General features: G+C 58.3%; 8 protein-coding genes and 3 pseudogenes. 5 read left to right on the forward strand and 6 right to left on the reverse strand.

From position 1 onward, the window contains the following. Positions 1-277 precede the first annotated feature (277 nt). Both HZZ13_RS02000 and glmS read right to left on the reverse strand, forming a co-directional pair. Positions 278-2,242 (reverse strand): glycoside hydrolase family 127 protein, encoded by a 1,965-nt coding sequence (locus HZZ13_RS02000; protein WP_197957969.1) that lies wholly within the window; start codon positions 2,240-2,242, stop codon positions 278-280. A 1,108-nt stretch (positions 2,243-3,350) separates the two neighbouring features. Then, positions 3,351-5,177, reverse strand: a complete 1,827-nt coding sequence (gene glmS, locus HZZ13_RS02005) for a glutamine--fructose-6-phosphate transaminase (isomerizing) (RefSeq protein WP_197958109.1) — start codon at positions 5,175-5,177, stop codon at positions 3,351-3,353. A 984-nt stretch (positions 5,178-6,161) separates the two neighbouring features. On the opposite strand from glmS, the gene gmd reads away from it, so the two are divergent. The 4 genes and pseudogenes from gmd to HZZ13_RS36645 form a co-directional block, all read left to right on the forward strand. Further along, positions 6,162-7,247 (forward strand): GDP-mannose 4,6-dehydratase, encoded by a 1,086-nt coding sequence (gmd, locus tag HZZ13_RS02010; protein ID WP_197957970.1) that lies wholly within the window; start codon positions 6,162-6,164, stop codon positions 7,245-7,247. Beyond that, positions 7,228-8,235 (forward strand): GDP-L-fucose synthase family protein, encoded by a 1,008-nt coding sequence (locus HZZ13_RS02015; protein ID WP_197957971.1) that lies wholly within the window; start codon positions 7,228-7,230, stop codon positions 8,233-8,235. The genes gmd and HZZ13_RS02015 overlap by 20 nt, the downstream gene beginning before the upstream one ends. Before the next feature lie 447 nt (positions 8,236-8,682). Then, on the forward strand, positions 8,683-11,361 hold the full coding sequence (locus HZZ13_RS02020) for a DUF5695 domain-containing protein (protein ID WP_246504279.1): 2,679 nt from the start codon (positions 8,683-8,685) through the stop codon (positions 11,359-11,361). A gap of 55 nt (positions 11,362-11,416) precedes the next feature. After that, positions 11,417-11,628, forward strand: a pseudogene (locus HZZ13_RS36645) (transposase); the annotation flags it as partial. A gap of 95 nt (positions 11,629-11,723) precedes the next feature. On the opposite strand, the gene HZZ13_RS02025 reads toward HZZ13_RS36645, so the two are convergent. The 4 genes and pseudogenes from HZZ13_RS02025 to HZZ13_RS02040 all read right to left on the reverse strand — a co-directional run bounded on the left by HZZ13_RS02025 (position 11,724) and on the right by HZZ13_RS02040 (position 17,931). Further along, a complete protein-coding gene (locus tag HZZ13_RS02025; protein ID WP_197957972.1) occupies positions 11,724-14,828 on the reverse strand; it encodes an efflux RND transporter permease subunit in 3,105 nt (1,034 codons plus the stop codon). Between the two features lie 713 nt (positions 14,829-15,541). Then, a pseudogene (locus HZZ13_RS36650) lies at positions 15,542-16,202 on the reverse strand (pantoate--beta-alanine ligase); the annotation flags it as partial. A gap of 694 nt (positions 16,203-16,896) precedes the next feature. After that, positions 16,897-17,265: a transposase gene (locus HZZ13_RS36655; RefSeq protein WP_246504249.1), complete on the reverse strand. Its 369-nt coding sequence runs from the start codon at positions 17,263-17,265 to the stop codon at positions 16,897-16,899. Positions 17,266-17,547: 282 nt separating this feature from the next. Then, positions 17,548-17,931, reverse strand: coding sequence for a PLP-dependent transferase (locus HZZ13_RS02040; protein ID WP_197957973.1), 384 nt, complete (start codon positions 17,929-17,931; stop codon positions 17,548-17,550). Positions 17,932-17,978: 47 nt separating this feature from the next. Here HZZ13_RS02040 and HZZ13_RS37590 point away from each other — a divergent pair. Next, positions 17,979-18,240: pseudogene (locus HZZ13_RS37590) on the forward strand (IS3 family transposase); the annotation flags it as partial. Positions 18,241-19,885: the final 1,645 nt, after the last annotated feature.

Genomic DNA, 19,885 nt, shown 5'->3' on the forward strand with positions numbered 1-19,885 from the left:
CATCGGCATTCATCAGGTTTGATGAGAGGCCGCGAACACCTCCGAGGAGGCTCCTTTATTGGGAATTGGGCCGATTGCTGATTGACCTGCTGACCCAATCGGATCGTACTCTTTCGGGCCGCGCTGCTTCATATTCGATTTTTTTCAACGTTCCAGTGGAGCTCGCGCACCGCCTTCCATAGATTGGCCGATTTCCAGACTTTGACCAACGATATCGCCTGTGCCAGAAAAGGCCGTCTAACGTCGACTCGTGGAAGCGCGACCCGCGCGTCCGGCGTCAGCGCTCATTTATCCAAATCCGCATTTCGCCTTCGCCGCGGTTACCCCAGCTGAACCACGGAATGAATGTCAGCCGCTGCGGTTCTAGCTGTCCAGGCACTTTGTCGTAGTTATAAAGCGCCGTTTCTTCAGAATGCGTGTGTTGCAACCGCGCCCCGTCGGCCTGCAGCAAAATCTTGCCGTTAAAGAGACCAGATCCTTCCATAACGGAAAACCGGCTATCTGAGTGAAGCCAAAGGTTGTGTAACTCGGTCCCGTTGTCGGCCTCCTCCAGACAATAAATTAAGGGGCCACGCTGGATGGCCACCTTGCCGGCCAAATTGCGAAGTTGTGGATGGCCGTATACGCGACGCACTTGCATCGGCAGCGATAATTTGACGCGATCTCCCTGCTGCCACGTTCGGCTGATGTGCAAATAGCCCTTGCGCGGCTCGCAATTCACAGGCTCGCCGTTCAGGCTCGCCTGCGGCACGCTGCACCATTCTGGCAGGCGCAGGGCGAGCGTGTGGGCAATTGGCGGCGCAGATTCGACGGCGATTTCCACCTCTTCTCTCCAGGGATAGCCGCCGCTTATGAGCAACCGCAGCGCATGTCCGTCGACGGATATTGCTACTCTATTACCAACGTAGAGATTTACATAGAGCGCATCGGTGCTGGGCGTGTAGATGTAATGACCAATCGATGTGAAAAGCCGTGCGATGTTCGGTGGACAGCAGGCGCAGCCAAACCAAGGTCGTCGCACCGGCGAGACATGATTGTAGATGCCATTAGACTTCAGCGTTTTTGGATGCACTTCGAGTGGGTTAACATAAAAATAGTGACGCCCGTCGAACGCGATACTGCCGAGAACGGTATTGTAGAGCGCTCGCTCCATCACGTCGGCATAGCGACTGTCCAGTTCCAACTCCAGCATACGGCGCGCAAACATCATCAAGCCAATCGACGCGCAACTTTCCGCGTACGCCGTATCATTCGGCAAATCGTAATCGCTGCTGAACGCTTCGCCGGCACCTTGCGAGCCGATGGCTCCGGTAACATAGAGCTGGCGTTGGACCGTGTTTTGCCATAGCCGTAGGCAAGTTTGGCGCTGCTGCTCGTTCTGGCGCAGACGCGCGAGATGAGCTACTGCCGTCATTAGGTATGCAAAACGAACTGCATGACCTGTTGCAGTCCGCTGCTCCGAGAGCGGCAAGTGCGCTTGGCTATACGCTTTGTTTTTTATCATCCAAGGCGTGCCGCCGGATTTGGCGGCGCGGGATTGCTGGCGCTTCTCGTACTCAATGTCGTAGAAGTGCGGCTCCGTGCCGCGTTGCTCCACGAAATAATTGGCTAGTGTGAGATATCGCCGCTCCTTTGTCGCTTCGTAGAGGCGTGCCAACGCAAGTTCGATTTCCGGATGGCCATCGTAGCCGTGCAACTGATCGCGCTCTGGGCCGAAAACTGTGCCGAGGTGGTCAGCAAGCCTGCAAACGACCTCCAGCAATCGCCGTTTGCCAGTTGCCTGAAAGAACGCGACACCTGCTTCGATCAAGTGGCCCGCGCAATATAGTTCGTGGCACTCCGCTAGGTTGGTCCAGCGCTCCTGAGGCGCGTTCAGTATGAAATAGGTGTTGAGATAGCCGTCGCCACATTGGGCGTCCGCCATCAATTCAATCAGCTCATCGGCGGCTTTCTCCAGGTCTGGATTTGGTGTCTGGCATAGCGACCATGCAGCCGCCTCAAGCCATTTTGCGACGTCACTGTCCTGAAAAACCATGCCATGGAACTCGCCCCTCGCACGTCCGGCCGCAACACGGAAGTTCTCTACCGCGTGGGTCGGTATCGCCTCAGGATTCCGATCGTTTAGCACCTCCCATTGGTAGGGAATTGCCACTTCCCTGACCAGTTGCTGGCATTGCCCAATCAGCGGATCCAAGACTTCTAGATTGTGAAGATCGACTTCGGCCACATTCCGATCACCCATCTCGTTCCTCCTTGGCGTGTGGCGAACGGAGCCTAGTAAGCCACCTCACCACGATTGCGTCGTTAAGGTTGTGGCTCTGAGATCTGCGGCTGCACACTTGTAGTCTCGGTGCGAGGGTTCACACGATAGAAATGGTGAGGCTACCCAGGCGCCGCACTCCCAGACATGCGTTGACAGCAGTCGTTCGACGTGGGGGACAGCAATTCCCGTGCCGATTATGAGGACCGGTTCTTCTGGCAACCCGATCTGCAGCTCCGCGTTAGGAACCCGATGCGATCGCTGGCCCACCAACCGGATTGGCAAGTCGTGCTAATCCCACGTCGTCGCAAGGCTAATCGATCCTGCTATACGAGCGGGTGACTGTCGCTGGATCAGATAGTGGTCAATAGTACTCGCCTGCCACATATAGGCCAGGGGCGCCGCGCCCTTCCGGTGCGGCGGCTCCTGCACGTGGTTTTGGGCCCTCGACCTTGCGCGGGAATGTCAGGTATCTAACAATCCATTTGGTGACACGTATCAGGCCGGAGGGCCGCGGTAGCGCGTGTGGCCCAACCAGATTGCGTGAACCGCTGCCACGCGCGATCGAAGAGACACACTGGACTGCTAATCCTAAGCAATCGTCCCGGGGCGAAATGCATGCTCGACGTGCCCGACATCGCGCGAATGCTGGCAATCGGGAAAAGTGAGTTGTCGCACGTATGCGCCGCCAGTGAATAAGCTGGGCCGGAGCGGCCCGAAGCCGTTGTGCGCCGACTTGGTCGTCGACATCGGCGAGGTGGGAGGATGAGTTAGAGAGTATCTTTTGTAGACCGAGCTTTAGGCTGACTTGGCCCTGCAAAGCAGATCGCGGGCTGGGTAACCGAGAGCCGACTTCGATCTTCCAATTGTCCGTAATCCCACTTGTTATCGACCGTTCGTTCCGCTCGAACGGCAGGAAGGTAACGCTCGCTCCCATTACGTTAGTCGGTTGACGATGATGACGCAAGCAGGGCTGACTCTGCTCATCGAGCTGGATCGGTCTATGATTGACCTGTTGATACAGGGATCGTTCTCTTTTTGAGCTCGCCCAGGCCATTAGTGGCCTCAAGGTCCGATATAACACTGTAGCTCATTCCACAGTCACCGATTTTGCTAGGTTACGCGGCTGATCCACGTCCGCGCCCCTTACGAGAGCGGTATGGTAAGCCAAGAGTTGAACCGGAATGGCATAGACCATCGGCGTAAAGCTTGCGACCATCTCAGGCAGCACAATGGTCATGAGTGTGTCCACCGCCGCTTCCAAAGCACCCTTCGAATCGGTGATCAGGATGATCTTGCCGCCCCGAGCCGCAACTTCTTGCATATTCGAGACGGTCTTCTCGAAGACATCATCATAAGGTGCGATCACCACCACAGGCACGGCCTCATCGATCAGTGCGATCGGTCCGTGCTTGAGCTCGCCGGCGGCATAACCCTCTGAGTGGATATAGGCAATTTCCTTCAGCTTGAGTGCGCCCTCCAACGCCAAGGGGGCCGATGTGCCACGACCGACATAGAGCACGTCCCTTGAATCGGCGATATAACGCGCGAGCTTCTCGATCTGCGGCTCGATCAACAGCGCCGCAGCAATCAACCGCGGCACTTCGATAAGCTCACGCACGAGCCTCGTTTCATCGATCTCAGACAACTTACCGCGCTCTTTGCCTGCTGCGACGGCAAGCGCCGCTAATACCATCAGCTGGCAGATGAACGCCTTGGTGGAGGCGACGCCGATTTCCGGCCCCGCCAGCGTCGGCAGAACGGATTCGCTCTCGCGCGCAATCGTCGACGTTGCGACGTTGACCACAGATATCGTGTGCACGCCCTGGTTCTTGGCATATTGCAGTGCAGCTAGCGTATCAGCGGTTTCGCCCGACTGCGAGATGACGACCGCGAGATCGCCCCGGCGCAAAGGCGCCTCCCTGTAGCGGAACTCGGACGCTACATCGATCTCGACAGGCAAGCGCGCCAGCCGCTCGAACCAGTATTTGGCGATGTGCCCGGCATAGCTTGCAGTGCCGCACGCGGTAATTGAGATACGCTGAATAGTGTTAAAGTCGAACGGCAATGTGACCGGCAGGACGACGCGCTTGGCGGCCATATCGAGATAATGCGCCAATGTCTTGCCGGCCACTGTCGGCTGCTCGTGGATTTCCTTGGCCATGAAGTGGCGATAATTCGCTTTGTCCACGAGGAGTGACGATACGCCAGACTTTGATGTTTCCCGCTGGACGACAGATCCGTCTGCGCTATAAATCACGCACATCGTGCGCGTAAGCACGGCCCAGTCGCCGTCTTCAAGATAGGTGATGGTGTCGGTAAGAGGCGCGAGCGCGATCGCGTCCGATCCTAGATACACTTCGCCGTCACTATGTCCGATCGCAAGGGGGGACCCCTTACGCGCACCGATCAAAAGATCGTCGTGGGCTTTGAAAAGGAATGCCAGCGCGAACGCACCGCGCAGTCGTGGCAGCGACGCCTGTACCGCATCCCGCGGCGAGTAGCCCTTCTTGAGATAAGATTCGACGAGATGCGCCACCACCTCCGTGTCTGTCTCTGAGTCAAAATGGGCTCCATTCCGCTCCAGTTCGGCTCGCAGCTCGCGGAAATTCTCAATGATCCCGTTATGAACGACCGCGACATTTTCCGTCGCATGCGGGTGAGCATTGCTCTCGGTCGGCTTTCCGTGAGTCGCCCAGCGGGTATGACCGATGCCGGTATGACCCAACGGCGGATAATAGCGCAGCTGCTCTTCAAGGTTTCTCAACTTACCTTCAGCGCGGCGGCGCTCGATACGGAGACCTTCGAGAGTCGCGAGGCCTGCGGAGTCATAGCCACGATATTCCAATCGCTTGAGCGACGCGACCAACTGGCCAACGACCGGACCACGCCCCAAAATGCCAACAATTCCGCACATATCGATCAATGCAGCCCAAGCTCAGGGAGTCCGAGGTTCCCCTACAGGAATCCGATCATGAAATTCGCTTGCCCGATGGTAAGAGGTGTCAAGCTCGGGCTTTTTCGCGGCGGCCTGTATCGCCGCCGCATTCGCAAGCGTGAGTAAGACCTCCTTCAGCCATCATCGCTTCGCCCGGCCGCATTCCGCTTTTGATTACCGATCGAGTACAACTGCGCAGCAGCTCTCGCTTGAATTGTCCTGTCTTACTGGAGACATTTTTCGCGCGCGGGTTTAAGAGACTTATCATACTCGGACCTAGGCCAACTTACGCGCGGTCAAGGTAAAAGGATTAACGTCGAAGCTCCATTGTACGAACGTAAGCTCTGGATATCTAAACGTTCCACGATCTATACCAACGTTTGTTACTCTTTCTCATTTTGTCTTGTCGGTCGTCCACTTCTTGCCGCGAATTGGATATTGGCAACAGCGCTGATCATGGTTGATGAGTCGACCGCTAAGACTGCGTGTTCTGTTCGGAAGTTAACAGGCTTTGTAGACTGCGACCCGATGCGCAGGCTTGACTGGTGCTGGCTTGCATGCCGTCATTCTAACAAATGCATTGACGACTGCGGCCTCAACTCGCCGCTCTTCGCAATGACGAGACCACCACGAGAATGCATACATGCGCCTGAGGATAGATAAGGAGCACAGACCGTTGCGGAGCACGCGTAACGTCGTTTGCCATCCATCTCGCCTGCTCGGGATCATCGCGTTGCGAGGGTTAGTGGCTCCATTTTTTGAAGTTCAATGTGTTGGCATCCTTCAGTCCAATTATAAATCAATGTATATGGTGTGCATTCCTGCATGATGTGTATGACTGGAGCTAACGATCGCTTTCCTTTAAATACGGGTGGAGCGCGCGTGCGCATCTAGATTTTTCGAGAAACGGCTTCGCAATGGTGCTTCACAGCGGGGCTCTTTACGACGTAACTAAGGGAGATCATGGCGGCTCAGGACTCAAAGCGGCGCGTTGCGCTGATTACCGGCGTCACCGGGCAGGACGGCGCATATCTCACCGAGTATTTGCTCGGTCTCGGCTACACCGTGCATGGGATCAAGCGCCGGTCGTCCTCATTCAACACCGCGCGCGTCGATCATCTCTATCAAGATCTGCATGCCGACGACGTGCGGTTCCTGATGCACTATGGCGACATGACGGATTCGACCAATCTGATCCGGCTGGTACAGCAGATCCGGCCGACCGAGATCTATAACCTGGCCGCCCAGAGCCACGTTCAGGTCAGTTTCGAGAGCGCGGAATACACCGCCAATGCCGATGCGATCGGCGTGCTGCGCCTTTTGGAAGCGATCCGCATCCTCGGCATGGAAAATGAGACACGGTTCTACCAGGCCTCGACCTCGGAGCTTTACGGGCTCGTGCAAGAGGTGCCGCAGAGGGAAACCACGCCATTCTATCCGCGTTCGCCCTATGGCGTCGCCAAGCTCTATGGCTACTGGATCACGGTGAACTACCGTGAGGCGTATGGCATGTTCGCCAGCAACGGCATCCTGTTCAACCATGAGAGTCCGATTCGCGGCGAGACGTTCGTGACGCGCAAGATCACCCGCGCTGTCGCCGCCATCGAGGTCGGCCTCGAGAACAAGCTTTATCTCGGCAATCTCGACGCCAAGCGCGACTGGGGCCATGCTCGCGACTATATCGAGGGCATGCACAGGATCCTGCAGGTCGACGAGCCCGGTGACTTCGTGCTAGCGACCGGCGAGACGCGGTCGGTCCGCGAGTTCGTCGAGTTGGCGTTTGCCGAGGTCGGACGCAGCATCGAATGGCGCGGCAAGGGCATCGAGGAGGTCGGCGTCGACAAGACGTCTGGCAAGACCTTGGTGCAGATCGATCCGACCTATTTCCGTCCGACCGAGGTTGATCTCCTGATCGGCGACGCAAGCAAGGCGCGCGCGAAACTCGGCTGGGCGCCGAAGACGCCGTTCTCGCAATTGGTGAAGGAAATGGTCGCTAGCGATCTCGTCCAAGCGAGGCAGGACGCAGCCGATGGCAAGCACGGCGTTTGAGCTGAAGGGCAAGAGGGTTTTCGTCGCAGGCCATCGCGGCATGGTCGGCGCGGCGCTGATGCGTCGGCTGGCGCGCGAACAGGCCGATCTCTTGACGGTGTCGCGCAGCGAGGTCGACCTGCGCGACCAGGCCGCGGTGAATGCCTGGTTTGCCGCGAAGCGGCCGCAGGCCGTGTTCCTCGCCGCCGCTAAGGTTGGCGGCATCGTCGCCAACAACACACTGCGCGCCGAGTTTCTCTACGACAATCTGGCGATATCGAGCAACGTGATCCAGGCGGCCCATGCCACTAGATGCGAGAAGCTGATGTTCTTCGGCTCCTCCTGCATTTATCCGCGCCTGGCGCCGCAGCCGCTGCGAGAGGATTCGATGTTGGCGGGCCCGCTGGAGCCGACCAACGAACCCTATGCCATCGCCAAGATCGCCGGCCTCAAGATGGCCGAGGCCTATCGCAGCCAGTACGGCGCCGATTTCATAAGCGTGATGCCGACCAATCTCTACGGCCCCGGCGACAATTATCACCCCGAATACAGCCACGTCATCGCCGCGCTGATCCGCCGCTTCCACGAGGCCAAGATTTCGGGCGGCGGCAATGTGGTGGTGTGGGGCACCGGCACGCCGCGCCGGGAATTTCTCTACGTCGACGATCTCGCCGACGCCTGCATCCATCTGATGAAGACCTATTCCTCGCCGGAATTGGTCAATATCGGTACCGGCGAGGACATCAGCATCGCCGAGTTAGCACTTATGGTGGCGGCCGCCGTCGGTTTTCGCGGTGAGATCAGCTTCGACGCGTCGCGCCCGGACGGCACGCCGCGCAAGCTGCTCGACGTCGGGCGGCTGTCCGGGCTCGGCTGGCGCGCCACGACCTCGCTCGAGGACGGGATTCGGCTGGCGTACCTGGCGTATCGGGCCGACAGCGACGGACGGCACCCGAGTGATCTGCCTGTTCCCGATAACGGGCCGATCCTACGTATCAATCGGCGGTGAACGTCCACCCTAGCTGACCTCACGTAACAATCAATTTTGCTTCCTAGTTGAGCGCGGATGGCAAGACGATCGCCCAGGGGATTGGATGATCGACCTCCTTGGTGGCTTCAGCGTGATTGGGTTGAACCTGGGATCATGGTCCTTATGTGGACGCCTCAGGCGCGCCGTGGCTTTGTCGTTGACCGCGTCTTTGCCATTGGCAATCAGGCCCAGAGCAGCTTGGCCTCCTTGCGTGCAAGGTCTCGTGTCCGAGGGCACCATCAGGACCGATGGTGCCGAAGCGGTGCCGACCGAACGCTGGGTACTTGAGAACGTATGTCGCTTTGTCGCGTTGACGCTTACGGCGGGAAACGGCACGCCTTGATCATCCGTATGTAGCGATACCGGATACGGTAGTTGACGAAGACCAAAGGCATGTCTAAAGCCCGGACGTATACGCGTCGTACGATGCTGTTGGGCAGTAGCTTCTTGGGTAGCGCGTTGTTCGGGGGCGTTATGGTGCCTACACCCAATCGGCCGCAGCGCAACGTTGCCATGGTGTTGGAGGCGGCCGACTCTCCCTTCGTCGTTGGGTGCACACAAGACGGCATTACCTCGTTGCGTTATCGTAACGATACGTATGACACGGATTATGTTCTGCCTGGAGCCGTGCTGGGGACGGCTCACGCTAGAGTTCGCCGTGCCGGTTCCGAGTGGCATACGCTTCGAACCAGCGTTGATGCAACGAAGCCGATGCAAAGCGCGGCCCTTGAACTAGCAGCCCGTGATGCCGGTGTCCTTCTCACGACCCGCCTCGCAGTCGACGAGGCTGGATTGACGTGGGAGATCATGCTGCAGAACGACGCCATGGCGAGCGTGGAGGTTGGCGACCTCTATTTGCCCATGCCGATGAACACCGATTTTCCGGCAGGGCAACCGGTATCGGGGGCTGTTTTGAAGCACAGCTTCGTCTCGGGGCATGGATCGCACATCTTCTGGATTCGCGGCAACAGCGCCGGTCCCTTCCTCATGCTCTTACCGGACGCGGACACGTCACTGGAATATTGGGATGTCCACAAGGATTCGGCCGAAGCCAGTGGGACGTGGTGCGCCTACATCTTGGGTGGGGCGGCCGCCGGCGAGGCAGTGGCGGGCGGGACTCGCTGGCGACAGCCGACCCATTCCCTGTCCCTGTCGCCGGCCGAGCAACGGCATTACCGTCTCCGCTTCCAGTGGGTTGCCGATTACGAGGCGGCGCGCAGGGCTATCGCGAACGCCGGTCTGGTGGACGTGGAAGTAATGCCCGGCATGACGGTTCCCAACGACCTGCATGTCGACATCGCGCTCGCGTCCTCCATTCCGGTGGAGCGAATCGAAGCGGAATTTACCGACGACACGGTGGTGCAACGGTTGCCGGATCGGGCTGGCAGGCAACTGTGGCGGGTCCGGTTTTCGCGATTGGGCGAGAACCGGCTGACCCTGCACCAGCCTGGTGCGCGCCAGACCTTTCTTGAATTCTTCGCTACCGAGCCCGTCGAGACGATGATGAAGAAGCGCGCAACCTTCATCGTGAAGCGGCAGCATCGTGACCCTTCCAAATGGTACGACAGTTTGTTTGGCGAGTGGAATATGGAGACGCAGGTCCTGCTTGGCCCGGACAATTACGACCGGATCAAGGGCTGGCGCATCTACGAGGTGACGTGCGACGATCCCGGGTTGAGCAAGCCCGCTTACCTCGCGACCAAGAATGCCGAGCATCCTGATGTGGCGGAAGTGGCGGCGCTGGATCGGTATATAGATACGTTCGTCTGGGGCGGGCTGCAACGTACCACACAGGAGGCATACGCCTACGGCCTTTACGGCATACCCGATTGGAAGCAGAACAGGGAAAGCCGCGATCCCGGCCCAAAGGGTCGCCTGCATATCTGGCGGCCTTATGACTATCCGCACATCTTCGCGATGTATTTGGCCATGCACCGCATCGCGCGTGACCATCCCGCGATACCCACCCGCCAGAGCGCACGAGATTATTTGGTACGCGCCTATGGTACGGCGCTGGCCATGTTCACGGTGCCGATGCGCGTGGTGATGTGGTCTGCCTACCACACCGGCTTTTACAACGAATGTGTGATCCCCGAACTGGTTTCGGCGCTCAAGACGGCGGGCTTGATGCGCGAGGCGACGACTTTGGAGGCGCACTGGGCGCGTAAGGTGCGCGCCTTCGTCGATCCGAAGGCCGACCTGTTCGGGTCGGAATATGCGTTCGATTCCACAGGCTTCGAATCAACGCAGGCACTGGCGCGCTCGGCCCTTGACGACCCTGTCGCCATGGGGGTTTCGAAGGCGGCAGCCCGTGCCTTCGCGGAGCGCCAGATCGCTGCAAACCTGTTCTGCCGTGGCTGGCTGGAACCTGCTTATTACTACCTGGGCAGCGATTATCGCGGGACTGCGGGCGACGCCTATACGCTGACCTACATGGCGCAGATGGGCGGCTGGGCGCTGCTTGATCATGCGCTGAACGATGCAGACGACCCGCATCCGCTTCTTCGTCTCGGCTATGCGTCACAACTCAGCGCGTGGGCTTTGCTGAACAGCGGCCCTGCGTCGGCCGGTCATGGCTATTGGTATCCGGGCGAGGAGAATGACGGCGCGGCCGGTGGCGGCTTCGAGCCGGCGCCGAGCGGGACCACATGGCTCGGTCAGCCGCATCGCCGTGGATCGTGGTATTACTCGTGTGAGATCGACCTGGGATTTTGTGGGGCGGTCCGCGCTGCCGCGACGATCGTTGCCGACGATCCCATCTTTGGACAGGTTTGTTACGGTGGCACCATGGAGACGTTCGCTCACACCCTGCGTATCTGGCCACGTGATGGCGTGCGGCGACGGCTCAACGTGCGCCTCCAGTCTCTCCGATTGGACTTGGTCCTGCTCGACGCCCGATTCCGGGCGGATCGACCAATCATTCTGAATTTGGGGGAGGGGCGGATCAGCCTTACGCCTGAGCCCTTTGCTCCATCTGCATCGGGAGTGACGTTCGAATTGCGGTACGATGACGGGAGGAAGCGCAAGGAAGTCGTCGACATCACGGACAGCCAGATCGTCGTCCGCTTGCCTGCGGCGCGCTTACCGCGGGGTGAGGTTCGCTAGATGTTTAGTACCGGGCTTTGATGGTGCATCCTTATCGCACGATTCGAAGGAAGCTATAGGACAAGTTTTACACGGCTGCGCCACCACGGCGGAGGCGGTCCGTCGAGTAATACAAAACAGTCAAGACAGCTTTAAGAGCGCTGGCTAAGCGCTACGGGATCAATCCCAACTCGGTCGCCAAGTGGAAGAGACCCGGCTCCGTCAGTGATCTGAAGACAGGACCCAAGAAGCCAAAGTTCACCTCTCGTTCGGTGGAGGACGAAGCCTTTTTTATCAGGCGAGCATCAACTCTCTCCTCCCCAGCGGAACCGGTCGCAGGCTCCTCCGCTCACCACACCGAGCGAACTGGCTTGAATCTATCGTCATTGCTCGGCCAGCTGGGCATCAGCAGCGCCGGTGAGGCCGAGCTCGGCGGCAATCTTCGCGCGGCCGGAGCTTGCATCGGCACCGTGATCGGACGCGATAGCGACATAGACCGCCGGCAGCACGAAGAGCGTGAACAGCGTGCCGACAGACATGCCAGCGACGAGCACGAGCCCAATCGAGAAGCGGCTCGCGGCGCCAGCTCCCGTTGCAGTCAACAAGGGTATGAAGCCCGTGACCATCGCCGCCGTAGTCATCAAGATTGGACGCAGGCGGACGCGCGCAGCTATTTCTATAGCCGAGCGACGGTCAAGCCCCTTTTTGAGCTGCAGCTCGTTGGCGAACTGAACCATTAGGATGCCGTGCTTGGAAATCAACCCGACCAGTGTCAACAATCCGACCTGGGTGTAGATGTTCATAGTCGTCCAGCCAAAGAATGGCGGGATCAAGGCGCCGACGATTGCCATCGGCACGCTGATCATGATGATGAAGGGATCGCGCAGACTTTCGAACTGCGCCGCAAGCACCAAGAAGATGATGATGATTGCAAAAGCAAAGGTAATCGCCAGCTGGTTGCCCTCGTGCACATATTGCCGGGCGTCGGCGAGAAAGTCGTGGCTGAAACCCGTGGGCAGTTTGTTTGCCTCCGCTTCGAGGAAGTCCACAGCCTGACCGATCGTGACGCCGGGCATCGGCACAGCCTGAAAGGTCGCGCAGTTGAGCTGATTGTAGTGGGTGAGCGCGTTCGGATCGGTCGCAGTCTCGATGGAGACTACGGTAGACAGCGGGAGCATCGCCCCCGTCGCAGTCTTCACATAATAGCTCCCGATTGCTTGCGGCGCCAGGCGTTCCTCACGTGGCACCTGCGGGATCACCTGGTAGGAGCGACCCTGCAGATTGAAGCGATTGACGTAGTTACCGCCAAGTAAGGTGGCGAGCGCGCTACCGATGGTCTGCATGGTGATGCCAAGCTCGTTGGCCTTGGATCGATCAACCTTGATTCGTACCACCGGCTGGTTGAACTCGAGGTCGGAGTCGCTCACCATGAACAGGCCGCTCTTGCGCGCGGCATCTTTCAGCTTCGACATTTGCTCGTAGACGGATTGGAAGCCAAGCGTCGAATTGATCACCATCTGCACTGGTAGGCCACCAGAGCCGCCGGGAAGTGGCGGCAAGCTAAAGGCAAACGCGTTAATCCCTTCGATTTTCGACAGCTCGGCTTGGACAAGGGACTGTAGGGCGCTCGATGATCGCTTGCGCTCGTCCCATGGCTTGAGCAACATGCCGGCCATGCCACTCTGCTGGCCACTAACGCCATTGAGCACGAAACTCAAATCAGTCTCGGAAAATTTCTGTAACGCTTTCTCAAGCTTGGTCCCGTAGTAGTCGAGGTAGTCGATATTGGCGTATTTCGGCGCCTTGATGAGAGCGAATACGATACCTTGATCCTCCTCGGGTGCGAGTTCCTTGGAAATATTCATATAGAGAAAGCCGACGAGGCCCAACATGGTCAGCGCAAACAGCCCAGTAATCGGACGATAGTCGAGCGAGCGGTCGAGCTTGCGGCCGTACCATCGTGTCATGGCGCCGAACCCGCGGTTCACAACTCTTGCGACCCGCCCCTCCTCAGCGCGCTGCAGGAAGAGCGAGCACATCATCGGCGATAGCGTCAAAGCGATCACGCCCGACACGATTACCGCTCCGGCTAGCGTAAACGCGAACTCGCGGAACAGCGCACCGGTGAGGCCGCCGAGAAATCCGATTGGGGCATATACAGCAGCCAAGGTAATCGTCATGGATATAACGGGGCCGACGATCTCTCGCGCGCCCCTCGTAGCAGCTTGGACAGGCGGCGCACCTTCTTCTAAATGGCGATGAATATTCTCCACCACCACGATCGCGTCGTCGACCACGAGACCGATCGCGAGAACCATGGCAAGAAGGGTCAGGAGATTCAATGAAAACCCGAGCGCCAGCATCATGCTGCAGACACCAACGAGCGACAAAGGAATAGTGACTACAGGAATGATGACCGACCGCAGCGAGGCCAGGAATAGGAAGATCACCACCACCACGACAACGACGGCCTCAATGAGCGTCTTCTCCACTTCATCGATCGATGATTGAATGAACTTGGTGGAGTCGTAGGCAACTTTCATCTTCAGTGAAGGCGGCAAGTTACGTTCGATGTCGGGAAACAGGGCCCGAACGCCTCGCACTATGTTTAGCGGATTGCCTTGCGGGCTCGCCTGAACGCCGATAAAGACCGCGTGCTCGCCGTTCATGGCGACGCTGATGTCTGCGGTCTGCGCGGCAAGCTCGACTACGGCAATGTCTTCCATGCGCACAAAGCCGCCGTCATTGGCTTTGACGATCATGCGCTTGAAGTCATCGACGCTCCGCAGATCCGTGTTTGCAGTGACATCGGAGATAGTGAAATTGCCCTTGGTCTGGCCGGCTGCGGCCTGGAAGTTGTTAGCGGCGATTGCAGCCGAAACTTCAGCCGGCGACACGCCGTGCCCCGCCATTTTCGCAGGATCGAGCCATAGCCTCATCGCAAAACTCTGAACGCCCAGGATGTCTGCCGCTGCGACACCATCGACGGTTGACATAACGGGTTGCACGACGCGCGAGAGGTAGTCGGAGATCGCGCTTGCCGTCAATTCCTCGCTGGAGAACGCGATATACATGACAGCGGTGGCCTGACCGGTCGATTTGGTGACGACCGGATCGTTTGATTCCTTTGGGATCAAATATTTGACTGAGTTGACCTTGGAGAGCACCTCGGTGAGCGCCTCGTTGGGATCAAAATTCAGCTTGATGTAAACTTGGATCGTCGAGGTACCGAGCACTGACGAGGAACTGATGTAGTCGACGCCCTCGGCGGAAGCGACTGCCTGCTCCAGGGGAGTCGTGATGAACCCCTGGATCATGTCGGCGGAGGCGCCAGGATAGGAAGTCGTGATATTGACGACCGTATTAGACAGCTTGGGATATTGCCGGATCGGCAGCACAGTGGCCGCGCGAAAGCCGACCAGCAGGATCAGGAGACTGACGACAATAGACAATACCGGACGTTTGATGAAAAGCTCGGTAAACGCCATCTCGACTCGCATTTCCAGAGGGGGATGCAAATACGCCAGCAAATTGCGGCAATGATTATCAATGCGGCGACTGCGCTAAAGCCCGTAATATGAGGGAAGCATTATCGGCTACTCTAAAGACTCACACGTTGCGGAGCATAGCGTGCCCAATCCTCCGCTTCTTCACCTTCGTCGCTTGAATGCAGGTTGGTTGCGCTGTTCTGATCACTCATCGCGATCTCGAATAGTGGGCACCTTTTTGAGACACAGCCCCCTAGTCTTTTTTGCGTGCAGCCGGCCAACGGTCAGACTCAAGATGTTCGTCCTCACACCTGATTGGAACGCAACGACTTCTAGCAAGGCGTCACTTCGGGCTTCGCGCCGCCCGTCGATCGAATGATCCGGGTTCGAGATCGAAAGTACAAACGACCTGACGGGTGCTCAACTCTACAAAGGTAAGTGGGCAATATTGAATGGGCTGCAAAACACTATACCAAGGTTTGTCGAAACGCTCGCTGATCGCAGACTCGCGAAACTTGTGACCTTGCCAGACGCAAAGTTCTCGATCCTAACAGTATTCCGCAAGCCCCCTCTCGCATCGCTAACTCGCTGAACAACGTCTGCTCGGAGTTCGCCCTTGGTACCAACACGGTCGGAACGGTTGGCTTGAGCACTTCTTCCAGCTCAATATGCTGCGTAATGCTGGCTATGCAGTGCGCTACGGAGTTGCGCAACGCCAGTATTACGTTGTCGATCAGCCGGGCGATCCAACGTAGGCTGCTGCACAAAGCGCCGCGGGGCGTCGCAGTGGACTGTGGGCGGCGTTGAGCGTGTCACCGTCCAGAAGTTCAAGATACTGGAGTCGGTCAACAGTCTCTAAATGCATTGGCAATCGCAATTAGCCTTTCTCCCGAGCGGAATTCATCGAGCGCGGCGCGGAGAGTCCACGATTGAACGCAAGGGCCCGCTGACGTTCTTCCTTGCCGAGATACCGGTTGCGACGGCTCATCGCGAGCCCATCCTGCTCGCGAACGGTCGGTACGGTGAAGAGCTCGATTGGGCGATTGAGATCAATCGCCATGCGACGCACGACTGCGCATTGCTGAAAATCCTTCTGGCAAAAAAACAGGGCTGCACCATGTTCAACAACTGGCATACGACAGTCGCGACACCGCGAAAATGTCCAGGCCTGAAGGCTCCGCACAGAGGTTTGGCGAGGTCCCCCGGTTCAATTAACGTCTCGAAATGACTCGAATAAACTTCCTGTGCATCCGGCGCAAAGAGGAACGCAACATCGGCGTCGCGGCACAGTCCCTCATCCTGCAAGAAGTCGGACGTGTAGGTGCTGAGATCCTCGTTCAGTCCGAACTGAATGGGGTCGACGAAGATGCTGACGTTCGATCGCCGGGCTCAATCAAGCCAGCCCCGCGTCAGATCGTGCCAGCGGCCGAGTGAGCGCATAGCCGCGCGCCAAAATGCGCGCTTACCATCGTCATATGCCGGAGGGCCCGGAAGTCGACGTCGCCTTTTTTGCTGAATGAAAGAGGCTGCCTCGCCTTACTTTGCCAACACCAGGATCGCAGTCGAGCGCGGCCTCAACGTCAGAGGGCGACTCTTCGCTTAAACCATTTCCTTGGTAGGCCAATGTAGTAGCCACGCCTCCGAAGTTCCGGCTCGGGCCTGTTGAGCGTTTCGCAAATGGATTCCACAGGCGCGCCTGCATCAACAAGCTCGCGCAACAGTTCATCTTCCCGTCTGGTCCAGCGAGGAGAGCGGAGAGCCGCCTTCAAGTTAACCTCTTAGCCCTGAATTCATGCGGTTCTAGAGAAGAACTGTCCGCCAGCCCCGTCCAACCTGTTCCGTGCCGAGCGCATTGCCAAGCTTGCTCTGCGATCTCCGCGTTCATGTTCTGGAATGCGCAGTACAGTCCCAATCCGGATGACGAAAACTCATCTGAACAGATTTAAGTGTGATCAACTGTATGGCCTCCCCCCATAGCGTCGCCTCGGCTACCCAGTGATCGTGTCCTCATAAATGCCGGCGGAGGAATTCCTTCGAAAGCTATACGTTGGCATAGCCGAAGCTGCTCCTATGCCAACGAAATCTTGGAGCCACTAGGACTCACCCAGACCGTGATGGACAACCTGTGAGATGGGCGTGCGGCCCTGGAGTTAACCTGCGTGCGATGGCCTATCGCTAAGATCGCCCGCCGCGGCCAGAACCGGCAGTACCAAACGCATGCAGTGGACCGGGGTGCCTTGGGCGCAGCCAAGGCCCCCTCGACTAGCATGGCGCGCGCATAACTGCGGTCGATCTTACTGATCCGGCCGTGATGGGCAGCTCCCAGTCTCGACAGCCGCAGCCGCCGGTTGAGCCCGAAATCGCTCACCAGCTTCTGCGGGCTGTTGAACCGGCTGATCCTGCAGCGCAGCCCGCGTGATATCAATGCGGCCTGCATGTGTCGTGTGTATATCGGGCTACCCGCACCGTGCTTCCGGTGCCTCGGCTTGGATTCCTAGCTGTCGATGCACCATGTCGCCTCCTGAGCAGCGCGGACGTGCCTCGGCGCCTCGAGTGAGTGAGAACCCCACGCTGTCCCTGCTACGCTCGCTAGCTGAGCGCGCGGCATCGCTTCAGCACAACTCCGAAAAGGCTGCTCGCGCCTAAAAACTCTCGGTTCCAAATGACCTGACGGGAGCTGCGGGCGACGCGACAACTACGGATTCGCACTCTCGGCGTGTCAGAGGCGACCAGCCCTAAGTTCTCGGCTCATCGTGTCTGGCAGGAGTCGCGAATGCGACGGGTGATTGGCATTGATGTCCACCGAAGCTTGGGGAACTAGTGCTGGGTGCAAAACACGGTCGACAGCGGGATTGGCTTGCAGCCTTGGAGCCAGTTTAAGGCCGTTTTCCCAATGTTGTTTGCGGATCGTGAGGGTGCGTAGTCTAAACAGGGCCAAATGGATATCTTTGGGCCCGGCGACCTCTCCGAACTGATGAGGACTCGCCCGTAGCGCCGGCCATGCGGCATCAGTTGCTGTCGCGATCCCGAGGAATGCGTCGGCCAGCGAGATATTTGGTGGCGGCTTGAAAGTAGCGTTTGTCGCCCAGGTATCATCCATCATCGCGAAGCACCCGACTGGTGCGCCGGCACACGAGCGAGTAGTTCTAGCGCCTGATGGCCGACCATGGCATCCTGCGCAGCATGAGCCGTTCCGGGAAGTGTGGGACGATGCGGCCACGGAGAGCGTCTTATCTTCTCAAGACCGAACGGACGGCAGGAAAGATCTACAGAACCAGACGAGGCACGCGCCAAAGTGTTCAGCTAAACTGAAAGATTTTGCAACAAGACCCAGCAGGGACTCCACCACGCCTATGTCAGCCCGGTTGAGTTCGGGCGCAAGACGGGTTTAGCTGAACCCGGTGTCCATTAAACCGGCAGCAGCTCACTGAGTTAAAGCTTGAGCACGTCGTCAACCTGCATGCGGCTCGTAGCATCGCACACGCCACGCCCGTATCACCACGGTTGTAGGGCCGGCTTGTCTGCATCCTCGCCAGGTATGCTCGGGGCCCTTTCTACGTGGCTGAGGTGAGCGCCCGTAGTTGCCCAAGCTTGGCGCGGGCAATCGTGTTGATGTGCATGTGCCCATCTCATGCGGCCATTACCATACCGATAGTGCGCCTTTACGCCGTAGGCCAGCCACCAATCCTGGTAGGCGTCCCTTGATCGCTCTTGGCGCTACAATTCCGCGGCCTGTGGGAGCTTGAGACACTCCGGCGAAGGCGAGGTGGTTAGCGTTGTTATGGCAAGGTTGGCCACTGAAGTTAGTGGGGCGTGGTAGGGACAGCGCTTTTTCGGACCAGCACAAGCGCCGAGTCACGTCGGGGCTAACTTCACCGGCAGCGTGGGCGCGGCAGGGACAGCGTCGAGTTCTCTTGAGGAAAGGCGCCGAGTCGCACCCGCGTTGCCGTCAATATCAAAGGGGTTAACCCGGTAGTTAGCTAGGCAATGGAGGTATGAAACCTACGCCGGGCTAGCCGAGATCATCATCGTGCCAGGAGGATGCGCCCTCCTGTTTGATGGGCCAGGTTTTAGGCCAGTATATCTCGCAAGTCATAGCAGCAGAAGAGCTGGCAAACGCGAGATGTCATTGGCCGTGGGCTGGCGATCCTACAAAGATGGGTATCCGCGAGACTTGTCTGAGTGGCAAAGCATCCATAGCGCCGCGTCGGCTAAACGCACAGTGGTAAAACGCGATCGAGCTCTCACCCAGATTAGCTCGCTACGCGGTCTGACGCGATGGGTTCGGATGGACTGTGATCGGTGTCGTGACCGGGCGGGCCGCATGCTAGGGCAACGTCATCTTCACGGGGCTTTTGATGAAGGACGCTGCCGACTTGGCCGACGCGCTGTCTTGGATTTCTGCTTTCAAGCATTGTCGATCCCGCAAGTTATGGCAGGGGCGGACTGCGCCTGTCCTCCAGCCCGACTTGATCCCCCAACTAGCTCTGGGACGATCTGAAGAGCATCTGTTCGTCGATAGGAACGAGCGCTCGAGTACGGCAACAGATCACCCTATTCCTCCACGATAAGGCGTCAGGTCCGGATTGATTCGAGTCGCAATGGACGAGGGACGAGGACAGTAGCGCTTCGAGCATGCGAATCTTCGACTCGACAACGCTCGGCTCGTTAAACAGTGCCAATGTCCGCTCGATTAAGTCCGCATGAGGAAGCGCGCCCCCAGTCGAGCCGAGTGGCACCAGCGCGCCAAACCACATGGCGCTAAGACAGTATGGCAGCCGCTCCCAGGAGAAGAGCGCGCCAATAGCATTTCGCCGGATTGAGCAACGTAACGACGGTAAGGCGGAACCCGATTCTGAAAGCGGCGTTTGCGAAACAAAATCGGCGTCAAGTACGGCCACAAAAGGCCGTGGAAAGCGGCAAAGAGTCGTGAGGGCAGCAGCATCAGAGCCCGTAGCGCGTAAGAAACCGACGGAATTGTGCGATCGGGCCGCCGGTGAAGATAACGCGTCCAGTACCCCCAATCGCGCAGCCGAAATCTGGCTCTCCTGCAAGAT

Origin of the sequence: Bradyrhizobium agreste, from assembly GCF_016031625.1 — a bacterium.
GTDB classification, from domain to species: Bacteria; Pseudomonadota; Alphaproteobacteria; order Rhizobiales; family Xanthobacteraceae; genus Bradyrhizobium; species Bradyrhizobium agreste.